Origin of the sequence: Thiohalomonas denitrificans, assembly GCF_900102855.1 — a bacterium.
In the GTDB taxonomy this organism is placed as follows: Bacteria; Pseudomonadota; Gammaproteobacteria; order Thiohalomonadales; family Thiohalomonadaceae; genus Thiohalomonas; species Thiohalomonas denitrificans.
In genome coordinates this window covers 239,253-263,261 of the sequence record NZ_FMWD01000004.1, presented here as the reverse complement: position 1 = coordinate 263,261, position 24,009 = coordinate 239,253, and the positions used below count along the sequence as shown (strand labels likewise).

At 61.1% G+C, this 24,009-nt stretch carries 27 protein-coding genes; 22 read left to right on the top strand and 5 right to left on the bottom strand.

What is annotated here, in order from left to right; all coding sequences use genetic code 11:
- Positions 1 to 51: 51 nt before the first annotated feature.
- The 5 genes from mrdA to BLP65_RS07870 all read right to left on the bottom strand — a co-directional run bounded on the left by mrdA (position 52) and on the right by BLP65_RS07870 (position 4,666).
- Complete coding sequence (gene mrdA / locus BLP65_RS07885) at positions 52 to 1,965, bottom strand: penicillin-binding protein 2 (protein ID WP_092995046.1); 1,914 nt, start codon at positions 1,963 to 1,965, stop codon at positions 52 to 54.
- Entirely contained in the window at positions 1,965 to 2,129 is a 165-nt protein-coding gene (locus BLP65_RS16905) for a hypothetical protein (protein WP_175452487.1), read from the bottom strand. Before BLP65_RS16905 ends, mrdA begins: the two co-directional genes overlap by 1 nt.
- A 2-nt stretch (positions 2,130 to 2,131) precedes the next feature.
- Entirely contained in the window at positions 2,132 to 2,620 is a 489-nt protein-coding gene (mreD, locus tag BLP65_RS07880) for a rod shape-determining protein MreD (RefSeq protein WP_092995042.1), read from the bottom strand.
- On the bottom strand, positions 2,617 to 3,516 hold the full coding sequence (gene mreC, locus BLP65_RS07875) for a rod shape-determining protein MreC (RefSeq protein ID WP_245688270.1): 900 nt from the start codon (positions 3,514 to 3,516) through the stop codon (positions 2,617 to 2,619). Before mreC ends, mreD begins: the two co-directional genes overlap by 4 nt.
- Positions 3,517 to 3,613: 97 nt before the next feature.
- Entirely contained in the window at positions 3,614 to 4,666 is a 1,053-nt protein-coding gene (locus tag BLP65_RS07870) for a rod shape-determining protein (protein ID WP_092995036.1), read from the bottom strand.
- Positions 4,667 to 4,804: 138 nt separating this feature from the next.
- Between BLP65_RS07870 and gatC the strand changes: the two genes are divergently transcribed.
- From gatC to ccmE, 22 genes are all read left to right on the top strand, one after another.
- The gene (gatC, locus tag BLP65_RS07865) at positions 4,805 to 5,092 is read left to right on the top strand and encodes an Asp-tRNA(Asn)/Glu-tRNA(Gln) amidotransferase subunit GatC (RefSeq protein WP_092995033.1); all 288 of its coding nucleotides are present in this window, start codon (positions 4,805 to 4,807) and stop codon (positions 5,090 to 5,092) included.
- A gap of 78 nt (positions 5,093 to 5,170) precedes the next feature.
- The gene (gene gatA / locus BLP65_RS07860; RefSeq protein ID WP_092995030.1) at positions 5,171 to 6,625 is read left to right on the top strand and encodes an Asp-tRNA(Asn)/Glu-tRNA(Gln) amidotransferase subunit GatA; all 1,455 of its coding nucleotides are present in this window, start codon (positions 5,171 to 5,173) and stop codon (positions 6,623 to 6,625) included.
- Positions 6,626 to 6,715: 90 nt separating this feature from the next.
- Positions 6,716 to 8,164 (top strand): Asp-tRNA(Asn)/Glu-tRNA(Gln) amidotransferase subunit GatB, encoded by a 1,449-nt coding sequence (gene gatB / locus BLP65_RS07855; RefSeq protein ID WP_317623053.1) that lies wholly within the window; start codon positions 6,716 to 6,718, stop codon positions 8,162 to 8,164.
- Between the two features lie 266 nt (positions 8,165 to 8,430).
- Entirely contained in the window at positions 8,431 to 9,300 is an 870-nt protein-coding gene (hslO, locus tag BLP65_RS07850) for an Hsp33 family molecular chaperone HslO (RefSeq protein WP_092995024.1), read from the top strand.
- A 650-nt stretch (positions 9,301 to 9,950) separates the two neighbouring features.
- Positions 9,951 to 10,277: a sulfurtransferase TusA family protein gene (locus BLP65_RS07845; protein ID WP_092995021.1), complete on the top strand. Its 327-nt coding sequence runs from the start codon at positions 9,951 to 9,953 to the stop codon at positions 10,275 to 10,277.
- Positions 10,278 to 10,286: 9 nt separating this feature from the next.
- Entirely contained in the window at positions 10,287 to 11,735 is a 1,449-nt protein-coding gene (locus BLP65_RS07840; protein WP_092995018.1) for a YeeE/YedE family protein, read from the top strand.
- A 29-nt stretch (positions 11,736 to 11,764) separates the two neighbouring features.
- A complete protein-coding gene (locus BLP65_RS07835; protein ID WP_092995015.1) occupies positions 11,765 to 12,016 on the top strand; it encodes a sulfurtransferase TusA family protein in 252 nt (83 codons plus the stop codon).
- Between the two features lie 2 nt (positions 12,017 to 12,018).
- Positions 12,019 to 12,324: a DsrE family protein gene (locus BLP65_RS07830; protein WP_092995012.1), complete on the top strand. Its 306-nt coding sequence runs from the start codon at positions 12,019 to 12,021 to the stop codon at positions 12,322 to 12,324.
- A 13-nt stretch (positions 12,325 to 12,337) separates the two neighbouring features.
- The gene (locus tag BLP65_RS07825) at positions 12,338 to 12,589 is read left to right on the top strand and encodes a hypothetical protein (RefSeq protein WP_092995009.1); all 252 of its coding nucleotides are present in this window, start codon (positions 12,338 to 12,340) and stop codon (positions 12,587 to 12,589) included.
- Positions 12,586 to 12,762: a hypothetical protein gene (locus BLP65_RS16900; protein ID WP_175452486.1), complete on the top strand. Its 177-nt coding sequence runs from the start codon at positions 12,586 to 12,588 to the stop codon at positions 12,760 to 12,762. Before BLP65_RS07825 ends, BLP65_RS16900 begins: the two co-directional genes overlap by 4 nt.
- Positions 12,763 to 12,813: 51 nt before the next feature.
- Complete coding sequence (locus BLP65_RS07820; protein WP_245688269.1) at positions 12,814 to 14,304, top strand: sulfurtransferase; 1,491 nt, start codon at positions 12,814 to 12,816, stop codon at positions 14,302 to 14,304.
- 44 nt (positions 14,305 to 14,348) lie between these two features.
- Entirely contained in the window at positions 14,349 to 15,560 is a 1,212-nt protein-coding gene (locus BLP65_RS07815) for a multiheme c-type cytochrome (protein ID WP_092995006.1), read from the top strand.
- Positions 15,557 to 15,823 (top strand): hypothetical protein, encoded by a 267-nt coding sequence (locus BLP65_RS07810; RefSeq protein ID WP_092995003.1) that lies wholly within the window; start codon positions 15,557 to 15,559, stop codon positions 15,821 to 15,823. Before BLP65_RS07815 ends, BLP65_RS07810 begins: the two co-directional genes overlap by 4 nt.
- 20 nt (positions 15,824 to 15,843) lie before the next feature.
- Entirely contained in the window at positions 15,844 to 16,326 is a 483-nt protein-coding gene (locus tag BLP65_RS07805) for a hypothetical protein (protein ID WP_092995000.1), read from the top strand.
- 1 nt (position 16,327) lies between these two features.
- Positions 16,328 to 17,503 (top strand): selenite/tellurite reduction operon porin ExtI, encoded by a 1,176-nt coding sequence (extI, locus tag BLP65_RS07800; RefSeq protein WP_092994997.1) that lies wholly within the window; start codon positions 16,328 to 16,330, stop codon positions 17,501 to 17,503.
- Between the two features lie 148 nt (positions 17,504 to 17,651).
- Positions 17,652 to 19,001 carry a two-component system sensor histidine kinase NtrB gene (locus tag BLP65_RS07795; protein ID WP_092994994.1) on the top strand — a complete coding sequence of 450 codons (1,350 nt, stop codon included), beginning with the start codon at positions 17,652 to 17,654 and terminating at the stop codon, positions 18,999 to 19,001.
- Positions 19,002 to 19,017: 16 nt separating this feature from the next.
- The gene (locus BLP65_RS07790; protein ID WP_092994991.1) at positions 19,018 to 20,382 is read left to right on the top strand and encodes a sigma-54-dependent transcriptional regulator; all 1,365 of its coding nucleotides are present in this window, start codon (positions 19,018 to 19,020) and stop codon (positions 20,380 to 20,382) included.
- 592 nt (positions 20,383 to 20,974) lie between these two features.
- Positions 20,975 to 21,625 carry a cytochrome c biogenesis heme-transporting ATPase CcmA gene (gene ccmA, locus BLP65_RS07785; RefSeq protein ID WP_317623052.1) on the top strand — a complete coding sequence of 217 codons (651 nt, stop codon included), beginning with the start codon at positions 20,975 to 20,977 and terminating at the stop codon, positions 21,623 to 21,625.
- Complete coding sequence (gene ccmB, locus BLP65_RS07780; protein WP_092994985.1) at positions 21,618 to 22,301, top strand: heme exporter protein CcmB; 684 nt, start codon at positions 21,618 to 21,620, stop codon at positions 22,299 to 22,301. The genes ccmA and ccmB overlap by 8 nt, the downstream gene beginning before the upstream one ends.
- A 356-nt stretch (positions 22,302 to 22,657) precedes the next feature.
- Positions 22,658 to 23,401 carry a heme ABC transporter permease gene (locus BLP65_RS07775; RefSeq protein ID WP_092994981.1) on the top strand — a complete coding sequence of 248 codons (744 nt, stop codon included), beginning with the start codon at positions 22,658 to 22,660 and terminating at the stop codon, positions 23,399 to 23,401.
- On the top strand, positions 23,394 to 23,552 hold the full coding sequence (gene ccmD, locus BLP65_RS07770; protein ID WP_092994978.1) for a heme exporter protein CcmD: 159 nt from the start codon (positions 23,394 to 23,396) through the stop codon (positions 23,550 to 23,552). Before BLP65_RS07775 ends, ccmD begins: the two co-directional genes overlap by 8 nt.
- Entirely contained in the window at positions 23,549 to 24,007 is a 459-nt protein-coding gene (gene ccmE / locus BLP65_RS07765) for a cytochrome c maturation protein CcmE (RefSeq protein WP_092994975.1), read from the top strand. The genes ccmD and ccmE overlap by 4 nt, the downstream gene beginning before the upstream one ends.
- Positions 24,008 to 24,009 lie beyond the last annotated feature (2 nt).

Here is a 24,009-nt window from a genome sequence, read left to right as displayed (position 1 = left end):
GATGCAGCCGGTTTGCCAGGCTCCCCCGGCGTGATGTGGGTGCGTCCAGGATCACGGCGTCTTCTCCTCCTGCCGGCCGACCAGGTGATAATCCATCACCTGCCGGGCAATGGGCGCGGCTACAGCTCCGCCGCTGCCGCCGTTTTCAACGATGACCCCGATGGCGATCTGCGGCTCCTCCACCGGCGCGAAACCGATGAAGAGGGCATGGTCGCGGAGCAGTTTGACGACATCCTCCTCCACGTATTCCGCATCCTGTGCGATGCCGAACACCTGGGCTGTACCGGTTTTGCCGGCAATCTCGTAGGACGCATCGTGACCGATGCGGCGAGCCGTCCCGCGGCGGCCATGCACCACCTGCTTCATGGCGTGAAGGATCCGGTCCCAGTTGGAGGACTCCTTGACGTGCACCGGCTCCAGAGCAACGGCGGGCACGATTTCATGATCACCGCCACCCGAATTCTCCAGAGCCCGGACGACCTGGGGCTGCATGCGCTGTCCGCGAATGGCCAGCGCAGCGGTGGTCGAAGCCAACTGCAGCGGCGTGGCCAATGTAAAGCCCTGGCCGATGCCGGTGATCAGGGTTTCGCCGGGATACCAGACCTCCTGTCGCGTGCGGCGCTTCCACTCCCGTGTGGGCATCAGCCCACTTGCCTCCCCGCCAATATCGATGCCGCTGGGTTGCCCGAAACCGAACTGGCTCAGAAAGCCCGAGAGTCGATCGATACCGAGTTTGTGTGCCAGGTCGTAGAAGAAGACATCACACGATTCAACGATTGAGCGGTGCATGTCCACCCCTGGGCCGTGCCTCGTCCAGTCACGGTAGCGCCGTTCCTCACCCGGCAGCTGGTAATGGCCGTGGCACACCTGCTTGTCGTCGGGGCCGACATCTCCCAGCTCCAGTCCCGCCAGACCGACAAAAGGCTTGGTGGTCGAACCGGGCGGATACTGGCCGCGCAGGGCCCGGTTGAAGAGCGGCTGAAACAGTGAACGGGAGAGTTCCGTATAGGTTGCCGAATCGATACCGTTCACGAACAGGTTGCTGTCGTAACTGGGCACGCTGACCAGGGCCAGCACCGCACCGGTTTTCGGTTCAATGGCAACCAGCGCTCCGCGCTCGCCGGTAAAGGCGTTTTGCGCCGCCTGCTGCAGCCCGATATCGATGTTGAGGTGCAGATCCTTCCCAGGGACCGGCGGTGTGCGCTCAAGGACGCGCAGGACCCGGCCCCGTGCGTTGGTCTCCACTTTCTGGAACCCTACCTTTCCATGCAGGGCATCCTCATGGCTTCTTTCCACGCCCACCTTGCCGATGCGGTCGGTGGCGCTGTAGTTCGAGCGCTGCAGGAATTCCTTGGAGGCATCGGTCCACTCGAAGCCGCAGCCCTCTTGTTGATCCAGGCAATTGATTTCCCGTCGGTTGATCCGGCCCACGTAACCCACCACGTGCGCAGTCAGTGCGCCCAGCGGATAGTGCCGGGTGAGCCGGGAGTTGATCTCCACTCCCGGCAAGCGGTGGCGATTGACCGCGACCCGCGCCACCTCTTCATCGGTCAGCTGGAAGCGCAGCGGAATGGCTTCGAAGCGCCGCTTCCGGCTGACATTCTCGCGAAACCGCTTCAGATCGGTTTCGGCTACATTGATCAGCTTGCGAAGCGCCGCCAGGGTCGCCTCCATGTCCTCCACCCGCTCCGGGATCACCTCCAGACTGTAGGTGGGCAGGTTTTCCGCCAGCACCACGCCGTTGCGATCGAAAATGAGTCCGCGTGTCGGTGCAATCGGCTGAACGGCCACCCGGTTGTTGTTGGAAAGTGTCGTGAAGTGCTCATGGTTATGGACCTGCAGGTGGACCAGCCTGGCCAGCAGGCCCAAAACCAGCAGCGCGGACAGTACGCCTGCCGCTACCGCCCGGGTCCGGAACAGGTGCGTTTCACGAATCGGATCCTTGAGGGTGAACCTCTTGGCCATCAGTGTGCTACTTCACGCTTGGGAGGATATTCGGGAACCAAAGCCTGCCATTCCGGCGCGAGCGCACCTTGCTTGATGTGCATGGATGCACGAATGCCGCGGGCGCAGGGATGCGCAGGAGCGGTCTGGCTGGTCAGCGGCTCGCTGAAGGTGGCTCCAGACATGATTAGGTCACCCGGAAATGGCGGCGCAGGTCCCGCAGGATCAGAAACATCCACGGCCATAACAGCATACTGGTAAGCGAGGGCGCCCAATACAGCCAGCTATTCGGTGACTGGCCGATGATGCCCTTTACCCAGAGGACCAGCAGCTGCTCAAGTGCCACCAGCACCAGCACCGCAAGACTCTGTTGCCAAAGGGGGAAGTTCCTCACCCGGCGATGCAGGTGAATGGTGAGAAAGGCCACCAGCGTCAGCGCCAGCGCATACTGGCCGAGCAGTGCTCCACGGGCGACATCCAGGAATAGGCCCATAATCCACGCGACGCCGATGTTGACCCGTTCGGGCAGTGCCATACACCAGTAGATCAGCACCATGGCCACCCACTCGGGACGAAACCACTCCGCACCATCGGGCAGCGGCATCAACGTCAGTATCATCGCCACCAGGAAACTGGCGATAATGGCCCAGCCGTTCTGGTGTTGGGCCAGGCTCATGATGGGGACGCCTCTTGTGCATCTGGCTCCGGTGCGTCGGCTTCCGGTGCATCTTTCGCCGGGGCCCCTTGCGAGTCGGTGGTTTCGGCAAGGTGATCCGGCCAGATCAGCAGCACTTCCCGAACCCGCTCCAGTTCCGCCGTGGGCCGGGCCACGATGGACGCATAGGGCTGAGTGGGGTCCTTGTCGATATGCTGTATCTCGGCGACCGGATAGCCCGGAGGAAACCGGCGGTCGAGACCGGAGGTGACCAGCAGATCGCCGACGCGGATATCCGCGTTATTGGGAATGTGGGGCAGTTCGAGCCGGTCGGCCTCACCCGTACCGAGTGCAATGGCGCGGAGTCCGCTGCGATTTACCTGTACCGGGATGGCGTGGCTGGGATCGGTGATCAGCATCGCCACCGAACTGATGGGGGACACTTCGGTCACCTGCCCCATGACGCCCTTGGCGTCGAGGACCGGGTGGCCGCGGTAAACTCCGGCCCGGGAGCCCTTGTTGAGCACCGCCTGACGCTTGAAAGGATCCATGTCGACGGCCAGCAGCTCTGCCACCAGCAGCCGTTCGTCGACTTTACGCGGTGATTGCAGCATTTCACGTAGCCGGCTGTTTTCGGCCAGGAGGGCATCAAACTTCAGCAGCCGGGCCTCCAGCTCAAGCTGCCGGCTACGCAGGCTTTCGTTTTCGCTGATGAGATGCGAACGGGCGGCAAACGCATCGGAGGCCCAGGTTCCCGCCGAGGCGGGCAGGCTGACCAGGTATTCCAGCGGGTAGAGGACCACGGCGATGGTGGCGCGCATCGCTTCCAGGTGCTGCTGACGGTGATCGAGTGTCATCAGGAACACTGAGACCAGCACGAGCAGCGCCGCTCGCATGGCCATCGACGGTCCGCGCAAGAACAGTACCTTGATGTGACACCTCCGACTTCAGATACGAGGTTGAAGATACGAGGTGCGAAACCCCGTATCTCGAATCTTTTACCTCGGACCTGGTCTACTCCAGGGCAAACAGGTCGCCCCCGTGTTCGTCCATCAGCTCCAGGGCACGGCCGCCGCCACGGGCGACGCAGGTCAGCGGATCTTCGGCGATGATTACCGGCAGGCCCGTCTCCTCGACGAGGAGCCGATCCAGATCCCGCAGCAATGCGCCGCCGCCGGTCAGTACCAGCCCGCGCTCGGAGATATCCGCGCCGAGCTCCGGGGGGGTCTGTTCCAGCGCCGTCTTGACCGCAGCGACGATACCGGAGAGGGGTTCCTGAAGCGCTTCCAGTATCTCGTTGCTGTTGAGGGTGAAGCTGCGGGGGATACCCTCGGCCAGGTTACGGCCGCGCACTTCGATTTCCCTCACCTCGGCACCCGGGTAGGCGGTGCCGATCTGCTCCTTGATGCGTTCGGCAGTGGCCTCGCCGATAAGCGTCCCGTAATTGCGGCGCACATAGGCGGTAATGGCCTCATCGAAGCGGTCGCCGCCTACTCGTACCGAGTTGTCATAGACGATGCCGTTCAGGGAGAGAACGGCGATTTCCGAGGTGCCGCCGCCGATGTCCAGCACCATCGAGCCGCTCGCCTCGGAGATGGGCATGCCGGCGCCGATGGCCGCCGCCATGGGCTCTTCGATAAGGTAGACCTCACGGGCGCCAGCCCCGGCGGCCGATTCCTTGATGGCCCTGCGCTCCACCTGGGTGGCGCCGCACGGCACGCAGATCAACACTCGTGGGCTCGGCTTGAAGGCCTTGAACTTGTCTTCGTGTACCTTGCGGATGAAGTGCTGCAGCATCTTCTCGGTGATGGTGAAGTCGGCGATAACGCCATCCTTCATCGGCCGGATAGCGGTGATATTCCCCGGCGTGCGTCCCAGCATCTGTTTCGCCTCGACGCCTACGGCCGAGATGCGTTTGGTATTGTTGGGGCCGGGCTCCTGCCGGATGGCGACCACTGAAGGTTCATTGAGGACAATGCCTTCACCGCGAACGTAGATAAGGGTATTGGCAGTACCCAGGTCGATGGAGATGTCGTACGAAAAAAGGCCCCGGAAAGATCCCAGCATGGCAGTCGCTTCTATAAGATTAATGAGTCGGCGGAATGAACCGGGCATAATTTAGCAATGCCGCGGCCCTTTGGGCAAGGTGGCAATTGTGATAAGTTTCTGCTTTTTCCGCTATTAACCGACCGGATGGAGAGCCTGATGGCCCTGGACCGAGACGATGTGGAGAACATCGCGCACCTGGCGCGACTGGCTATATCCGATGGAGATATACCGGAGTATGCCACAAACCTTTCCAACATTATGGGACTCGTCGAGCAGATGAGCGCAGTGGATACCACTGACGTGGTGCCGATGGCCCACCCCCTGGAGATGAGTCAGCGGCTGCGTGACGATGAGGTCACCGAGACCGATCAGCGTAGCGAATTCCAGCAGAATGCCCCCGCGACCGAAGCAGGGCTCTATCTCGTGCCGAAGGTCATCGAATAGGTGCGGGTCAAGATACCCATGTCCCGTGCCCTTACCCCCTCGTATCTCGAATCTTGAATCTCGAACCTGAGTGTTGACATGCACAACAAGACCATCGCCGAACTTGCCGCCGGCCTCAGCGCCGGTGATTTCTCCAGCGAGGAGCTGACGCAGGCGTTCGTGGACCGCATCGCACGTTTCGACGGGAAACTGAACAGCTACATCACCGTGACCGCCGAGGCCGCCCTGGAGCAGGCGCGCGAGGCGGACCGGCGTATCGCCGGTGGCGAAGCGGGGCCGCTGACCGGCATCCCGATCGCCCACAAGGACATTTTCTGCACCCGGGGAGTGCGGACCTCCTGCGGCTCGAAGATGCTGGACAACTTTGTGGCTCCTTATGATGCCACGGTCGTGCAGCGCTTCAAGGCGGCCGGCGCGGTCATGCTGGGAAAGACCAATATGGACGAGTTCGCGATGGGCTCCTCCAATGAGACCAGCTTCTACGGTCCGGTCAGCAACCCCTGGGACCTCAAAGCCGTACCGGGCGGCTCTTCCGGTGGCTCTGCTGCGGCGGTAGCGGCACGCCTCGCCGCCGGCGCCACGGGCACCGATACCGGCGGCTCCATCCGCCAGCCGGCCGCCCTGTGCGGGATCACCGGCCTGAAGCCCACCTACGGCCGGGTCTCCCGCTACGGGATGATCGCGTTTGCCTCGTCGCTGGATCAGGGCGGCCCCATGGCGCGCACCGCCGAGGACTGCGCGCTGCTGCTGTCGGCGATGGCCGGTTTCGATGAGCGCGACTCCACCTGCGTAGACCGCGAAGTCCCCGATTACATGGCCGGGCTCGGCAACGACCTGAAGGGGCTCCGCATCGGCCTGCCCAGAGAATATTTCGGCGAGGGGCTGGACCCGGAAGTCTCGAAGGTGGTCGAGGCGGCCGTCGAGGAGTACAAGCGACTCGGTGCCGAGGTGAAGGAGGTCAGCCTGCCCAACACCAACCTGGCGGTGCCCACCTATTATGTGGTGGCGCCGGCCGAGTGCTCGTCCAACCTGTCCCGCTTCGACGGGGTGCGCTTTGGCCACCGCTGCGAAGAGCCGAAGGACCTGGAAGACCTTTACAAGCGCTCCCGCGGGGAGGGCTTCGGCCCCGAAGTGAAACGCCGCATTATGGTCGGGACCTATGCGCTCTCCGCCGGCTACTACGACGCCTATTACCTGAAGGCCCAGCAGCTGCGGCGCCTGATCCGCGACGACTTCACCAGGGCTTTTGAAGAGGTCGATGTGCTGATGGGGCCGACCTCGCCCGGCGTTGCCTTCAATATCGGCGAAAAGGCCGATGACCCGATCACCATGTACCTGTCGGACATCTACACCATCGCCGCCAATCTCGCCGGTCTGCCGGGCATCTCCATCCCCGCCGGTTTTTCCGGTGAGCGCCCCGTCGGTCTGCAGATAATCGGCAACTACTTCGATGAAGCGCGGCTCCTGAACGTGGCCCATCAGTACCAGCAGACCACCGACTGGCACACCCGCGCGCCCGAGGCGTTTAGCTAAACAGCGATAACCGCGAAGGACGCAAAGGAACGCCAAGAAAAGCTTAGGTTTTATCTTTGCGACTCTTCGCGACCTTTGCGGTAAAAATAAATCAAGGTATCGAATATGGATTGGGAATGTGTCATCGGGCTTGAGATTCATGCCCAGCTCGCTACCAAGAGCAAGATTTTCTCCGGGGCTTCCACCGCCTACGGCGCCGAGCCGAATACACAGGCCTGTGCAGTGGATCTGGGGCTGCCGGGTGTGCTGCCGGTGCTGAATCGGGAGGTGGTGCGCATGGCCGCGAAGTTCGGCCTTGCCATCGGGGCGCGGGTCGCCGAGCGTTCGGTGTTTGCGCGCAAGAACTACTTCTACCCGGACCTGCCCAAGGGCTATCAGATTTCCCAGTATGAGCTGCCCGTCGTCGAGGGAGGGCATCTGGACATCGAACTGGAGGACGGGGAGACCCGACGTATCGGTGTTACTCGCGCCCACCTGGAAGAGGATGCCGGCAAATCCCTGCACGAGGACTTCCACGGCATGACCGGTGTCGACCTCAACCGGGCCGGCACGCCGCTCCTGGAGATCGTTTCCGAGCCGGAACTCTGTTCGGCCAGGGAGGCGGTGGCCTACATGAAAAAGATGCACTCCCTGGTCCGTTACCTGGAGATTTGCGACGGCAACATGCAGGAGGGCTCGTTCCGCTGCGATGCCAACGTCTCGGTACGTCCCAAGGGTCAAAAGGAGTTCGGCACCCGTGCGGAGCTGAAAAACCTCAACTCCTTCCGCTTCGTCGAGCGCGCCATCGACTTCGAGATCGAACGCCAGATCGCCATCATCGAGGGTGGCGGTGAGGTGGTGCAGGAGACGCGCCTCTATGATGCGGACAAGGGCGAAACCCGCCCGATGCGTTCCAAGGAGGAGGCCAACGATTACCGCTATTTCCCGGATCCCGATCTCCTGCCGCTGGAACTGGATCGGGCCTTTGTGGAAGACGTGCGCAAGACCCTGCCGGAACTGCCGGATGAGAAGATGGAGCGCTTCGTAGCCCATTACGGTCTCTCCCGTTACGACGCCGGTGCTCTGACCGCCTCCCGGGATATGGGTGACTTCTACGAGGCCGTGGTGAAGGCCTCCGATGGCGATCCCAAGATGGCCGCCAACTGGGTGATGGGCGACCTGTCCGCATTCCTGAACAAGCATGGCAAGGAGATCACCGAGTCGCCGGTCTCCGCCGAGATGCTCGGCGGGATGCTCAAGCGTATCGTCGACAACACCATCTCCGGCAAGATCGCCAAGGATGTTTTCGAGGCCATGTGGAACGGCGAAGGCGATGCCGACAGCGTAATCGAGTCGAAGGGTCTGAAGCAGATCACCGATACCGGCGCCATCGAAGGCATCATCGAACAGGTCATCGCCGATAACCCGAAACAGGTCGAGCAATACCGCGCCGGCAAAGACAAGGTCATGGGCTTCTTCGTCGGCCAGGTGATGAAAGCCAGCAAAGGCAAAGCCAATCCCCAGCAGGTCAACGAACTGCTAAAAGCGAAGCTCGGCTAAGGTGTGCACCGAATTCGCCCCTCATACCGGTAGATACCTGTAGGAGCGGCGGAAGCCGCGAAGGTGGAGCGCTTTCGCGGCCGTTCGCGGCTTCCGCCGCTCCTACAAGCACCGAGTCGGATTTGGCACAGAGTATTTCTTTTTTGCCCAGCGGTTTGATTCTGCTCTGTGTTCTCTGTGGTTTTCCTTGAGTCCCGTGTCCCCCGTGGTTTGTTTCCGGGGGCTATGTGCCGAACTTACGAATCCCAAAAAGGGTCTCACCGGCTATGAATGACACATTGCAGCGGTTCCTCTTCGAAAACCTCGGTATTCGCGGCGAACTGGTTCGCCTTGACGCCAGCTGGCAGGCGGTGCTGGAGCGGCAGGATTATCCGCCGGTGGTTCGGACCCGGCTGGGCGAATTGATGGCTGCCAGCGTTCTGCTTTCGGCAACGCTCAAGTTCGACGGCAGCATGACCCTGCAGATCCGGGGCGATGGTCCCATCGGGATGATGGTGGTCGAGTGCACCAGCGCGCGTACGCTTCGCGGCCTGGCGCACTGGGAGGGCGAGCCTGATGAGGCCAGCCTGAACGGTCAGTTCGGTGATGCTCAGCTGATCATCACCATCGACCAGAAAAAGAGCGGACGCGATCGTTACCAGGGCATCGTACCTCTGGAGGGTGACAGCTTTGCCGAGGCCATCGAAGGCTATCTTTACCGCTCCGAACAACTGCCCACCCGGCTGTGGCTGACGGCGGACAGCGACAGTGCAGCCGGTCTGCTTCTCCAGGATCTGCCTGGACAGTACAGCGAGGAAGACGCCTGGAATCGCGTCTCCACGCTGGCCGAAACCGTGACCGAACCGGAACTGCTTGATCTCGAACAGGGAGAGGTGATCCGGCGTCTGTTCCATGAAGAGGATGTTCGGGTGTTCGAGAGCGAGCCCGTAAGCTTCCGCTGCTCCTGCTCCAGGGAGCGAGTTGAAAATGCACTGCGCGGCCTCGGCCATGATGAGGTGACGGATATCATTCGCACCGAAGGCGAAGTGGCGGTCAATTGCGAGTTTTGCAATCGCCGTTATGCCTACGATGCAGTGGATGTGGAGCGCCTGTTTGCTGGTCCGGAACAGCCCGAGGTCTCCACCACTCGCCACTAGCAGGCTGTCGTCCCTTATGCGCCCCGAACGGTGCCGGCTTCTCTCGTAGGGTACATTCTTCAAATGTACCGGTTCCGATCAATGATGGGGTTCGCGGGGCTCACCCCATCCTACATTTCTGGCCTGAAGGCCGACCCACAGGGGGTTGGCATCGATGCAGCGCATTTTGAATGCGTCCCGAACGGTGCCGGCTTCTCCGTAGGGTGTATTCTTCAAATGCACCGGTTCCCCGATCAATGATGGGGTTCGCGGGGCTCACCCCATCCTATATTCCTGCCCTGAAGGCCGACGGCGCCAAACGCCAAATGTAGGTCGGCCTTCAGGCCGTCGCCGTCTCCGGTTAATGCTGCCATGACTGGCTAATACCACCTACGTGAATACGTGGCCAGATCGATTTTAGACCATTGACTTGGCCAGACGTTCATCCGTGGTGTCCAATTTCATTCCTCTGTTCGACCTTTCTCTCCGCATTGCAACATGCAATGTCTGCGCGTCATGAGAATCGCCTATTGCAAATTGCGACTGTAGAAAACCCACCGGTTTTTCCCTAACTAATTGTCTCCTCAGCCAATTTTATTGTTGGCACAGACCGTGCTCTATTTCTGGTGAGCAACAGGAAGGGGGCGAGGTTGGTGAACTGGATACAGCGAATGCTGAGCCGTAAACAAGAAGCCACTGTGCTGGCGGTGCCGCATACCGTCACGCTGCCGCAAACAGGTGAAGTGACGATTTCCCGCACCCTGGACTGCATCGGCGCGGCGTGTCCCCGGCCGCAACTGTTGACAATGCGCGTGCTGGACGAGTTGGAGGAGGGCGAGGTGATCGAACTGCTGTCCGACAACCCGGCCACCGTGGAGACCCTGCCGGCCCTGATGTTTTCTCAAGGCGGGACCCACATGGCAACGCTCAAGCGAGGCGATCACTGGCGCATCTATATGCGCAAAGGCGTGTACGAAGTACCGAAAAAACGATTTTGAGGATGACCCATGACCGAAGAGAACGTACTGACGGGAACCGCCGTCGATAGCCGTGCAGGCAGCGGCAGGATAGCAGCAGCGATTATCGTGGGCCTGGTGACGCTGGGTTCCATCATCGCCCTGAGCATCGATAGCCGTTTTGTCTACCTGCTCGTCTACGTCTGGTTCGGCGTTGCCTACGGGCTGCTCCTGCAGTACGGCCGTTTCTGCATGGCCTCCGCGGTTCGCGACCTCTTCGCCGTTGGTGTACCGCGAATGGCGGTAGGCATGCTGATTGCCGTCGCCCTCTATTCACTGATGGCCGCCGGGGTGCAATCGGCCGGATTCAGCACCTTTGCTCCCCACCCCCTGGGCTGGCACATCGTCATCGGCGGCCTGATTTTCGGTTTCGGCATGGTCTTTACCGGCGGCTGCGCCTCCGGCTCGCTCTATAAGGCGGGAGAGGGCAACGTCGGGTCCATGCTGGTCATCGTGGCCATCTCCTTCTCACAGGCCGCCTTCGTGGCAATGGGGGACTGGTCGGACCGGTTCGTCCCCGCCGCCTGGACCGAAGCGGCCGAGGCCACCGGCATGCCTGAGGAGCTTTCGGTCACCAATGGCTGGTTCGATCAGTTCATCAGTGGCTACATCTGGAACCTCAACGGCAGCACGGTTGCAGCGTCGCTGGGCATGGAGGATTCCGCCGCCGGGATCTACTTCGCCAACTCGTTCCTCTCCGCGGTACTGCCATCGCTGCTGTTGCTGGTTATTCTCTACCTGTTTTTCTATCGCCGTAGCTACCTGCGCCGCAACAAGATCGACCATGCCGGCCTCGGCGACAACGCCCGCGGCATGTGGGCGATGATCACCTCTTCCAAAAACACCGCCATCGCCGGTATCGGGCTCGGTATTTTCGCCGGCCTGCAGATGTGGACCACCGGCGCACTGCGCGAGCACTACAACATCTTCGGCTTCGGTGAACTGCTGGAGAGCATGGGTTACGAAAGCGGCCTTTCGCTGCAGGGCACCGTGTTCGATCCCGGCTACTGGTACATCACCACCCAGGAAGCGCAATGGGGTGGCTGGGTGCTCAACAAGCTGGGCGTCGAGAACATGGATAATATCTTCTTCGGCCTTGAGAACGGTCTGCCCAATCCGCTGCTGAACGCTCCGGGCTTCATGTCCATTGGCATCATTCTCGGTGCCGCCGTAATGGCGCACATGCGCAGCGAATTCAAATGGAAGATGCCGAGCCTGGAGACGGCGGTATTCGCCCTGGTCGGCGGCACGCTGATGGGTATCGGCGCGCGCATCGGCATGGGCTGCAACATTGGCGCCTTCTTCGCCACGGTCACCAACGGCGACCTGAGTGGCTGGGTATTCCTCGCCGGCATGATTGGTGGCGGTTACCTCGGCGTGAAGGGCTTCAATGCCTGGCTGGAGTGGCGTGCTTCACGCGAAGGCGATTTCGCACTGTAAAAACGAAAAACCGGAACAAGGAGTAAAAAATGGCGGTGAAATTCGAGCAGACCGGGGACGGCGCATACTCGCTGGACGTGCGCGGCTACAGCTGTCCGCACCCGCAGATGTACACCAAAAAAGCACTGGAAAAGATGGCAGCCGGAGACGTGCTGACCCTGCAGTTCGACAACCCTTCGTCGGGGGAATCGATCCTTGCCATGTGCGAGTCGAGCGGCAATGAACTCATCGATCGCGCCGATGGTAGCGATGGATCCACCTGGAAAATCCAGAAGGCGTGACCATGAAACTGGGCGTTGTGATTACCGGAGAGGAGATGGCCGGCCCAGCCGCCGACCTGCTTCAGGCGGCGGCGGACCGGAACCATGAACTGCGCTGCTTTCTCACTGACACCGGCATACGGGCGCTCGACCAGAGCGGCATCCAGGAGCTGGTCGGGTCGGACCGGCTGACGCTGGCGGTGTGCGAATTCAGTATGGAGCGGTTCGAGCAGACGGTGCCGTCCGCGGTTGCTGATGCCGTGATCGTCGGGGGGCAGTACCAGGATGCGGAACTGGCGCATTGGTGCGACCGCGTCGTGGTGTATTGAGGGGGATAACAGCATGCAGAAACAGATCTTGATCGTTGCCCTCGACAAACGCTCCGAGGCATTGCGAATGGCCGCAGGCCTTACCCTGCTCGACGACCCGGTGAAGGTCGCCCTGTGCGGCGAGGCGGGTGCCGATGCAGAGGAGCACCTCGAGGCGCTGGACTTTGCCGACGTGCCGGTTCAGCAGCTCGAGCCGGACAGTGACGAAGGCATGCGGGCACTGGCCCGCGAGATCACCACGGCAGATGCGGTGTACATCGTATGAGCGAAAAGAAAATTCTGTTGATGAAGGCAGCAACCCGAAGCGATGGCTTCGACCAACGCCTGCACAAGGCACTGGAGGAACTGGGCTGCGATGTCGCCGAGTGCGACGCGGCCGATGCCTCCCGGGCCCTGAATCTGCTAGGCGAAAACCGGCTCCCCGTCGTTTTGAAGTAACGGAAGCGGCGACGGCGAGACGAATCAAAGGTGTACGGAGGAGTGGGAGAGATGATGCGAAATCAAATAAGCAGTCAATTCGGTCGGTATCGAATCCCGGCGATCGGACTTAGCCTGACCCTGGCCATGGGACTGTCCGCCTGCGGCGGCAGTGAAGACGAGACCTATACATCGGAAACGACGGAGGAAGTGGTTCAGGCTACCCCGGCGACGATAGCCCAGGAATCGGACGACAACTACGACAATAACGTCAACGGCCTGATCACCGGCAACACGCTCAAAGGCTGGATCGACAACTGGGAGGCCAACAAGCCCGCCGGCATCGAGGGCAAGCTGGTGATCTTGCAGACAGGGAGTGGTGAGGCCGGCTATGAGTTCATTGCTCCGAACGGCAGCAACGTCTTTACCTATACGGCCAGCGAATGGGATGAACCCCGATCCAACGGGGTGATCGAGACCGTCCGGATGGTGCCGAGCGGTCGCTCAATGGACACCTTCCTCGCCAAATACGGTATCGACCCGGCTAGGGACATGATCGTCTGTGCCCAAGGCACGGCCGGGGCTGGGAATGCCATGCGTGCCGGGCGCTGCTGGTACATGTTCCGCTACTGGGGGACGCCCAAGGAGCATTTGGCGGTGCTCGACGGCGGCAACCAGTGGAACGGCGAGAATACCACGCTCGGGGCCGGCTATTTCGCTGCCGCCGGAAGCACGCCGCCGATGAACGGAACTGCCAGCGTCAAGGACCTGCCGGAGATCAACTTCGCCCTGCAGGCCACCCTGGAAGACATGATGAATGCGGCACCCTCGCAGGACGCCAACCTGCTCAACGACGGTGTGTTCATCTGGGACGCTCGCGGTAATAACTTGCCGACCAGCGACCCTGTCGATAGGGGTGACGAGTACAGCCCCGATGACGATACCGACTTCCGCAATGGCGGCGCCACCCAGGGCCATCCCAACGGAGCACTGTTGCTGTCTTACGGCAACATCGCCGATGGGAGTGCGGGCTGGACCTACAAGCCGAAGGCCGAGATCCAGGCGTATCTGGACGGCGAGGCCGATGCGGGAGGCAACCAATTCGTCGATGGCACCCTGCAAGGGGTTGGCGCCGGCAGAGCCTACCAGGAGGGTGATACGATTTATACCTATTGCGAGACCACCTACCGCGCGATGGTGACCGGTTTCGCCTCCGCGGCCATTCTCGGCCTGCCCACCCGTTTCTACGACGGCGCCATGTACGAGTGGCATTCGATGAGCAACGCCGTGGATAGCAATGGCAACACTATTCTGCCGTGGGATTCCCCTTGGCGGACTGACAAGTCGGAGTGGAGTATGTTCCGCACAGCCAGTGACCCGGCCAATGTCGACCCACGTGCCATCGTCAACGCCTACGCCAGTTCGGCCAACGCCGTCATCAACGAAGACCTCGCCTACAAGGGCATCACCGTTGACGACGGCGGCGATACCGAAACTGACTCCGATGACGGCGGCAGTTCCGGCGGTGGCGTTGAAATGCCGACCAATAGCTGCGGCGGCTAACGGCATGGGGCGGGCCGGTTCGCTCGCCCCTGTCTGCTAATGGCATGAAACGATATCTCATCAGCGCAATCGCCCTGCTCGCAGTCACTATCGCGGGTGGGTGGTTCTGGACAACCTCAGCGGAGGATTCGGTGGAGATCTTTCTGGACCAGCACTGGGCACACCCGATTGCTCCCCAGGGTACGCCGCCGGCGGGATTTTCGCCGCTGGAGGCCTCCCTCGGAGCGGAGGCGTGCGCCCAGTGCCATCCGGACCAGCACCGGGACTGGCGTCAGAGCCTGCACCGCAAGGCGCTTAGTCCCGGGATCCGCTGGCAGTTGCGGCTGATGGACCAGGAGGCGGCGAACGAGTGCCTGCGCTGTCATGCCCCCCTTGCCGAGCAGAAGGCCCTGCTGGCGCGGGAGCATGGCTGGCCGAATGCACCGGCCGGTGACCTGCCGGAATATGTGCCCCTGGACCTCGGTCATCAGGGGGTGATGTGTTCCAGCTGTCACCTGCGCGACCACCAGCGTTTCGGGCCGCCCCCCCGGGGGGCGACCCGCGAACCGGCGCACGACGGGTTCGAGGTGCGTGCCGCCTATCAGGACAGCCGTTTCTGTGCCACCTGTCACCAGTTTCCGGAGGATGGACCGCGGCTCAACGGCAAGCTCCGGGAGGATACCCTGGCGCAGTGGCAGGCCAGCCCCTGGGCGGGGGAGAAGACCTGCCAGCAGTGCCACATGCCGGATCGTCGGCATGAGTTCCGGGGTATCCATGACCCGGAGATGGTACGCCGGGCGGTGGAACTGATGCTGGAGGTCGTCGAGGGCGACGATCAGGGCCTGATGGTTGAGGCGTCCCTCGGCAATGTGGGGGCGGGGCACCACTTCCCCACCTACATGGTGCCGAAGGTCTATCTGCAACTGTCGCTGGTCGGCCCGCAACGGCAGCGGCGTCCACTGGCCGAACGCATCATCGGCTGGCAGGTGGACACGGCCATTACCAAAGAGCTGGCGGATACCCGCCTCCCGGCCGGCGAGTGGCTGAAGGTTCGACAGCCGTTGGCTTCGCCGCCCGGAGAGGGGTGGGTGGTGGAGGCCACCCTGACGGTGGCGCCCGCCGAGCACTACGAACGGACTTACATCGACATGCTGAAACAGGCGGACAAGATGGATGCGGAGACGTTGAGATTGTTGCGTCAGGCGTTGACCGAAGCACGGGCAACCCGTTTCGAGGCGCTTCGCTTGCGCCAGCCGGTGCCCGGGGGTGCCTCGTGAACGGCCGCCTGGCAGGCGTGGCACTGGTCGCCGGCTTCAGTCTGCTGGTAACGACCACCGTAGTGGCCGCCGAGGAGGGAGAGCGGCGCCTGAAGTTCCGTGACAGGGGTCCCGCCTGCATGTGTACAGGTGGGCTGAGTGAAGAGGACATTCGCCGCGCCGAGCGGCAACGAAAAGAGCCGGGTGAACGCCGGAGTGGCGGTACAAAAAGACTCGACGGTGAAAATACCGGCACCGACGAAAAGCAGAGAGGAGACAACTGATGGGACGCAGGATACAGACAATGCTGAAAAGCATCCGTAGAACGGTGGTGGCAATCGCGTCTCTGGGCGTGATTGCCACCGGCCTCGCAGTGGTGGACTCATCACTGCCGACTTCGATGGCGGGCGATCCGGACGCCGGCTGGGGAGCCGAGTCGCTGGCTGAGGGGAGCGGGCAATCTTCGGGCTTTTCGCTCATCGGAATCGCCAACGCGTGCGGGCTCGGTGCCTCCAGTTGCTTCAAGTGCCATGACGGCAATCGGGCCGAGGCCCCCAACATGGATGAGAGCGCCGCGCCCTGGCATATCCAGCACGACAAGGTGAACCACTCGTGCAACGGCTGTCACGATGGCAATCCCCGCATCATCCGCAAGTCCATGGCCCACCGTAACCTGATTGCCAATCCCAACGAAACACCGGATCAGTCCTGTGCCAGTTGCCACGACGGCGACGAGGCCGATGAATACCTGCAACGGTACCTGACCGCCGCATCTGGGGAGAAATAAAATGACGATGAATAACAAGACAAAAAAGAGCTTGGCCATTTGGGTCGCGGGAGTACTGGCGGGCAGCCTGCCGCTGGCCGCCTCCGCCGGACCGACGGTGAACTTCGGAGAGCAGGGATCCGTGACCTTCAACTACGCCCTGCAAATGTGGGGGCAGTACGAGGACTACACCTCGTCCAATGACGATGGCGATCAGACCGATTTCTTTCTGCGCCGGAATCGTCTGACGTTTTCCGGTCAATACAACGATTACGTCGGGTTCTACGCTCAGTTGGAGGGTGGTGTCGACAGCAAGGACGGGGAAGATGATAGCTCGACCTTCTTTCGTGATGCCTATCTCACCCTCGACTACAGCGATCCACTACGCTTCATGGCCGGGCGGTTCAAAAACACCTTTTCGCGCGAGAATCTCGAGGCCTGTCTGGAGCCGTTGACGCTGGACCGCAGTGCAATGTCGTTCACGCCCTTCGCCGGGAGTCGTGACACCGGTGTCGCCATGTGGGGCAACCTGGCTGACGGCGCTCTTCAGTATCGCCTCATGCTGGCCGACGGCCGCGAGGCTGATGAAGTGGCACAGGATAACCCCCGCATGACGGCCCGTGTCCACTGGAGTCCGCTCGATCCCGAGTACGACTATGGATATCGGGGCACCTACCTCGGCACCCAGAAGGTCTTCACGATCGGGTTCGCCTACGACACCCAGGCGGATGTCGCCTACAGTGACTTCAACACCGGACGGAATAGTGCCGAAGACTACACGGCCACCACCGCGGATGTGTTCTTCGAGTATCCGACCGCTGCCGGCACCTTCACGGCTTCGGCGGCCACATTCGATTACAGCATCGATAACGCCATCAACGAGGATCCCGATTTGGCTTTGCCCGCCAACTCGGAACTTGACTCCTCGTATGGCAAGGTGGGTTATCTGTTCCCCAACAAGATCGGCATCGGCCGGCTGCAGTTGTTTGCCCGCTATGACACGTCCGATTTCAATCTCGACTCGGGTCTGCTCGACAACACCACCACTGCCGGCGGCTTCAACTACTACATCGATGGGCAGCAGCTGAAGCTGACGGGCGAGTATCGCAGTGTCGATTTCGACAATGTCGAGAGCGCAACCAATCCGACGTTGCAGGATCACGATCAGGTGACACTCGGATTCCAGATGATATTCTGATGTTCCGCCACAGCCGGGGCCGGTGCCCCGGCTGCATGGTGATTGATAAAGAGGTGTGCATTTGTTGGGATCCCGGTTGTTCCCACCCGCCAGACTATGGCAGGTCGGTCTTTTTGCTGTCCTGATTATTTCTGTCGGGGCGGTAGCATTGGGGGCGGCCTATGCTGCTGCCCGCTTTCCCTGGATCGCTGCGCTCAGTGTCGTGGTCGCGGTGTTGGCGATCCTTGCCACGATGCGCTGTTATGTGGCGATCAAAAGGATTCGTCAGGGGTTGGTCCAGGCCAGGGAGGGGCTGCTCGTCCCGGTCGACACCGCCATGGCCGATGGTCCCTTTTTGCGCCGCTTCATTGGTGACTACAACTCCACCATTCACACGCTCGGCCGCATGTTTTCAACGGTCGAGGAGTGCCAGGCGCGAGCGCTCAACGAGCGCAACAAGATGGATGCCATCCTTCAGAGCCTTCCCGGCGCCTTGCTGCATATCTCCGATGATCTGGAAGTCGCCAGCTCTAACAAGACGGCCGAGGTATTGTTCGGGCTACCCCCGGAACAGCTGAAAGACGCCAATCTTTTCGATCTACTCGAGGTCGGTGAACACGATCGCGATGTCCTTCGCGATGCCTTTCTCTACAAGCGTCCGGTGCGAAACCGCGAACTGCTGGTGGCTTTAGACAGGGGAGAGCGCTGGCTCTCCATGAATCTCGCCTTCATCAATCAGCACGAGGCGGATATGGGTGCGGTGGTTACGCTGCAGGATGTGACCGACTACCGCCAGCTACAGGACAGCGTCGCCATTCGTGAGAAGCTGGTGGCCATGGGTCAGCTTGCCGCTGGAGTCGCCCATGAACTGAATACACCACTCGGCAACATCCTCGGCTACTCCCAGCTGCTGCGGGACTCTATGGAGGATGAAAAACTGCTCGGCTATGCAGTCGTGGTTGCCGACGAAACCAAACGCTGCTCGCGGATCGTGCAGGACCTGCTCAACTATGCGCGGCAGGATCAGTGCAGCGGGGACATGTGTGAAATCGTCCCGCTGGTTCGTGAATTGATCGATACCTTCATGAGCTGCCGGCTCAAGCGTCACCAGATTGTCATAGAACTGGACCTGCCCGACCAACGTCTGGTGATCGACGGAGGCTGCGGGCAACTGGATATCGTCCTTACCAATCTGATCCTGAACGCAATTCAGGCCGTCAGCCGCGTGGAGGAGCCGCGCATCCGAATCGGCGTACGTGAGGACGACAGCGGGTTTATCGCCATCGAAGTGGAGGATAATGGTCCCGGTATCCCGCACGAGGTGCGCAGCCGAATCTTTGACCCATTCTTCACCACAAAGGATGTCGGCGATGGCAGCGGCCTCGGCCTCTCGATCAGTCAGGCGATGATGGTCCGGCGCGGTGGCTTTATCCGTTACGATCCGGAATACTCCGACGGTGCTCGCTTTGTCTTACGGCTGCCGGCGGTGAGCGCCGAGTACGTCCAGGCGGCCTCATAAGCGAATCCCCGACTCTATGACTACAGAAAACCGCCCCACGATCCTGGTGTCGGAAGATGATGTGCACATGCGCGGGCTGATCGCGAATGTGCTTGAACCTTTGGGTAACGTGATCTGCGCCCGCGATGCGGACGAGGCTAATTCGTTGCTTGATGCCAATGACATCGCCGTGGTGGTGACGGACCTGCGCATGCCCGGTCCGGATGGCCTTCAGGTACTCAAGCACGCAAAGGCCGTCAGTCCCCTGACCCAGGTCGTGCTGGTGACCGGCTACGCCACGGTGGAGTCGGCCATCGAGGCGTTCAAGAGCGATGCGTTCGACTATATTCGGAAGCCTTTTGAAAACCTCGAATTGCGCTGCACGGTCGAGCGTGCTCTTGAGCACTTCCAGCTGAGTGAAGAGAACCGTCGCCTGCGAGCCCAGAACCGGATCTATAAGGAAAACGGCGGATTGATTGGTCAATCGCAGGCGATGGTTCGCGTGCAGCAGACCATCGACGCCGCTGCCGGCTATGACTGCAGTATCCTGATCACCGGCGAGAGCGGTTGTGGCAAGGAGGTCGTCGCCCGGCAGATGCACATGCAGAGCAATCGGCACGATCGTCCCTTCGTTGCCATCAACTGCGCCGCGATTCCCGAACACCTGATCGAGAGCGAACTGTTCGGCTTTCAGAAAGGCGCCTTTACCGGTGCCGATCGCACCAAGCCCGGCCTGTTCGAGACCGCCAGCGGCGGAACGCTGTTTCTGGACGAAATCAACAACGCCTCCCTGTCACTCCAGGCGAAGCTGCTGCGGGTGCTGGAAGATGGCGGGTTCTATCCCATGGGCGGTACCGAGCCGCGCCACGTGGATGTCAGGGTACTTGCCGCCAGCAACCGGCCGATGCAGGAACTGATCGCCAGCGGCGATTTTCGCGAGGATCTCTATTACCGGCTGATGGTGATGGAGGTGGCGATTCCGCCGCTGCGCGAGCGTCGTGGCGACGTGCCGGTGCTCGGCTATTTCTTCCTCAACAAGTTTGCGAGCCAGTATGGCAAGCCGGTGCGCCGCCTCTCTACCGAGGTGCTCGCCGGCCTGCTGCGGCACGACTGGCCGGGCAATGTCCGCGAGCTGGAGCATCTGATTCAGCGCATGGTGATTCTGTGCGAGAGCGACGAAATCGGGAGCGACCTGTTACCGCCGCATCTGTCGCGAACCTCCGAAGCCCAAACCGATGATGGCGGAACGATTCCACCGCAGAGCCTCGAGGAACTGGAAATCTGGTTTATCCGCAAGATCCTGCGTGATACCCAGGGTGATCGTAACCTCACTGCCGAGATTCTCGGTATCGACAAATCCACCCTGTGGCGCAAGATCAAGCGCCACGGGCTGGAAGCCTAGTGGTCCCGCGCAGGAAATCATGTGGCAATGTAGGCCGGCCTTCCGGCTTTCCGGCCGTCACTGAACGTGAACCGGCAGCACGAATGTAGGATGGGGTGAGCCCGCCAACCCCATCATTGACCGGAGAATCAGTGCATTTGAAGAATGCACCCTGCGGGAAACCGGCGCCGTGCATCGACGCCGATCCCCTGTAGGTCGGCTTTCCGGCCGTCACTGAACGTGAACCGCGAGCACGGATGTAGGATGGGGTGAGCCCGCGAACCCCATCATTGACCGGAGAATCGGTCATTTGAAGAATGCACCCTGCAAGAAACCGGCGCCGTGCATCGACGCCCAATCCTGGATCGACGCCGATCCCCTGTAGGTCGGCCTTCAGGCCGTCATCAAATTCCGACGGGCTAAAGCCCGACCTACATCGCCGGCAACCGGGCCGAAACCAGCGGATAGCGAGAGTTCGCAACCTTCAAAAGAATGTGTGGTAATGTGGGTGTCAGTGGAATCAATGGCCTCTTTTTCTGCCGTCACAAAGAATCACTTCAAAATAAGTGACGACTGATATTTGACAGACTTTTAATTGACGAATTAACGATACGTGAACTTTTCCCCCTCTTCGTTGCCGACATTGCTGCAAACACACGCGCTTCACATGGAGCGTAACGACGAGCCGCTTTTCTCGAATCTGGAGTTGTCGGTCCTGCCCGGCCAAGTCCTCCAGATCGAGGGACGCAACGGCAGTGGAAAAACCACGCTCTTGCGGATTCTCTGCGGCCTCACCCTGCCCACCAGTGGTGAAGTGCGCTGGAACAAGCGCAATATCCGGGAGACCCATGCGGATTTCGTCACCGATCTCTGTTATGTCGGCCATGTGCCTGGTGTAAAGGGCGACCTTTCACCCCTCGAAAACCTGGAATTCTTTCAGGCAGGACGACTGCGGCGCACCGGCATGTCCGCAGAGCAGGCCCTGGAGCGGCTGGGGCTTCCCGCAGAGTGCGAGGAGGTCCCCTGCCGAAGGCTGTCGGCCGGTCAGCAGCGGCGGGTCGCATTGGCGCGCCTGCTGCTCACCGAGGCCAGATTGTGGATACTGGATGAGCCCTTCACGGCCCTCGATCCCCAGGGGCGGGATATGGTAGAGAGACTGTTGGCCGAGCATTTGGCGGCGGATGGCCTGGCCGTGGTCACCACTCACCATGTCATGGCCTTCGAGCGCGGCGAAGTGATCAAGTTGGACCTCTCCGATGGCTGAAACGAGTCTGAGCAGCGCATTGCTGGCAACCTTGCGACGCGACCTGCTGCTGGCCTATCGCCATCGCTCGCAACTCGCCAATCCCCTGGTTTTCTTCACCATAGTGGTGACCCTGTTTCCTCTCGGTATCAGTCCGGACCCGGTGCTGCTGCAGACCCTGGCTCCCGGTGTGGTCTGGGTGGCGGCGCTGCTTGCCGCGATGCTGTCGCTCGAGGGGATGTTCCGTTCCGATTTTGATGACGGTACTCTCGAACAGATCCTGCTGAGTCCTCACCCGCTATCGCTGGTGGTGCTGTCCAAGGTGCTTGCGCACTGGCTTATCAGCGGGGTGCCGCTCCTGTTTCTCGCACCCCTGCTGGCGCTTCTGCTGCACATGGACCCTGCGGTTATGGGGGTTTTGCTAGCCACACTGGCGCTGGGCACCCCGGTGCTCAGTCTGGTCGGTGCCATCGGGGTGGCATTGACGGTGGGATTGCGCCGTGGTGGTGTACTGCTGTCGCTGCTGGTGCTGCCGCTGTACATCCCCGTATTGATCTTCGCCGCCGGCGCCGTAGGCAACGCCGATGCCGGTCTCGAGGTCACGGGTCAGCTGGCACTGCTCGGGGCGCTGCTGGCCCTGTCGGTGGCCCTCGCGCCACTGGCCGCTGCCGCCGCCCTGCGGATCAGCCTGAATTAAGTAGGGTGCATTCTTGGATATGCAACCGTGTTTTATCGGAGCCGATCAATTTACAGAGTGCACCCACCATGGTTGGGGGCACATTCAAATGCACCGCTCCGGTGGTGATCGGAGCCGGCGCATTTGGATGTGCCCCACACGGGGTAGGGAGTTTTCCGCGAGGTCATCGGCTTTGTGGGAATGGGGTGGCCTGTCAGAATGCGCCCTACGTAGCACCATTGCCGGTGCCAAAGGCGGCACCGGATACAGCGGAATTTGAATTGAGGTGGGCAACCACTGAATACAGAGGGTCTTTATGCAATGAACTCTCTGCCTCTTCGGTGGCTCATAAACATTAAGCTGAACGATATCTGACTATGTGGAACTGGATACATCGACTTGCCTCGCCGAAGCGTTTTTACCACTTTGCGGGCAGCGCCTCGCGCTGGTTCGGCATAGCCGCGTTGCTGTTCGGCTTGCCGGGTCTTTATCTGGCGCTATTCAACTCCCCCCCCGATTACCAGCAGGGGGAGAGCGTGCGCATCATGTATGTGCACGTACCGGCCGCCTGGCTGTCGATGTTCGTCTACGTCAACATGGCGGTGGCGGCCACGGTGGGCATGGTCTGGCGAATCAAGGTTGCCTCCGCGGTGGCCCATGCCAGCGCCCCCATCGGCGCCTGGTTCACCTTTCTGGCCCTCGCTACCGGCTCCCTCTGGGGCAAGCCCATGTGGGGCACCTGGTGGATCTGGGATGCGCGGCTCACCTCCGAGTTGATCCTGCTGTTCCTCTATCTCGGATATATCGCGCTCCACAACGCCATTGAGGATCGTGACACGGCGGCCCGTGCCACGGCGGTGCTGGCGCTGGTGGGCGTGGTGAACATCCCCATCATTCATTACTCGGTCGAATGGTGGAATACGCTGCACCAGGGCGCCACCGTCACCAAGCTGGACAGGCCCTCCATTCACTGGAGCATGCTGGTGCCACTGTTGATGATGGCGATCTCCTTCACCACCCTGTACGCGGCGGTGGTATTGCGTCGGGTCCGCTGCGAAATCCTCGATCGGGAACGACGCAGTGGCTGGGTTCGGGAACTCGCAGGAAAAGCTGATGTCTAACATATTTTCCATGGGGGGATATGCGCTCTACGTATGGTCGTCGTTCGCACTTGCCTTCGTAATCGTGGTGTGGAATGTTTGGGTGCCGTTGCGCTGTGAACAGCGTTTGCTGAAGCGTATTCGGCGGCAGAATCAGCGGAGGAAGGTATGAACCCCATTCGGAAAAACCGGCTGATCCTTGCGGGTGTTATTGTGGTCGGTGTCGGCGTTGCTGCAGCACTGGCGCTGGTTGCCCTCAGTGAGAATATCAATCTCTTCTACAGCCCCTCCCAGGTAGTGGCCGGCGAAGCACCCCGCGGCCACACCTTCCGGTTGGGTGGGCTGGTAGAAGAGGGCACCGTATCCCGGGACCCCGACAGCCTGGAGGTCCAGTTCGGCGTAACCGACGGTGCGGAGTCCGTGATTATTTATCATCGCGGCATCCTTCCCGATTTGTTCCGTGAAGGGCAGGGCATCGTCGCCCAGGGACGTATCGGTGGCGACGGACGCTTCATGGCGGACGAAGTACTTGCCAAGCACGATGAGAACTACATGCCACCGGAAGTGGAGCACGCCTTGGAAACTGCACGTAGCCTCGGGGTTACCGACCAGAAGACGGAGCGCTGATT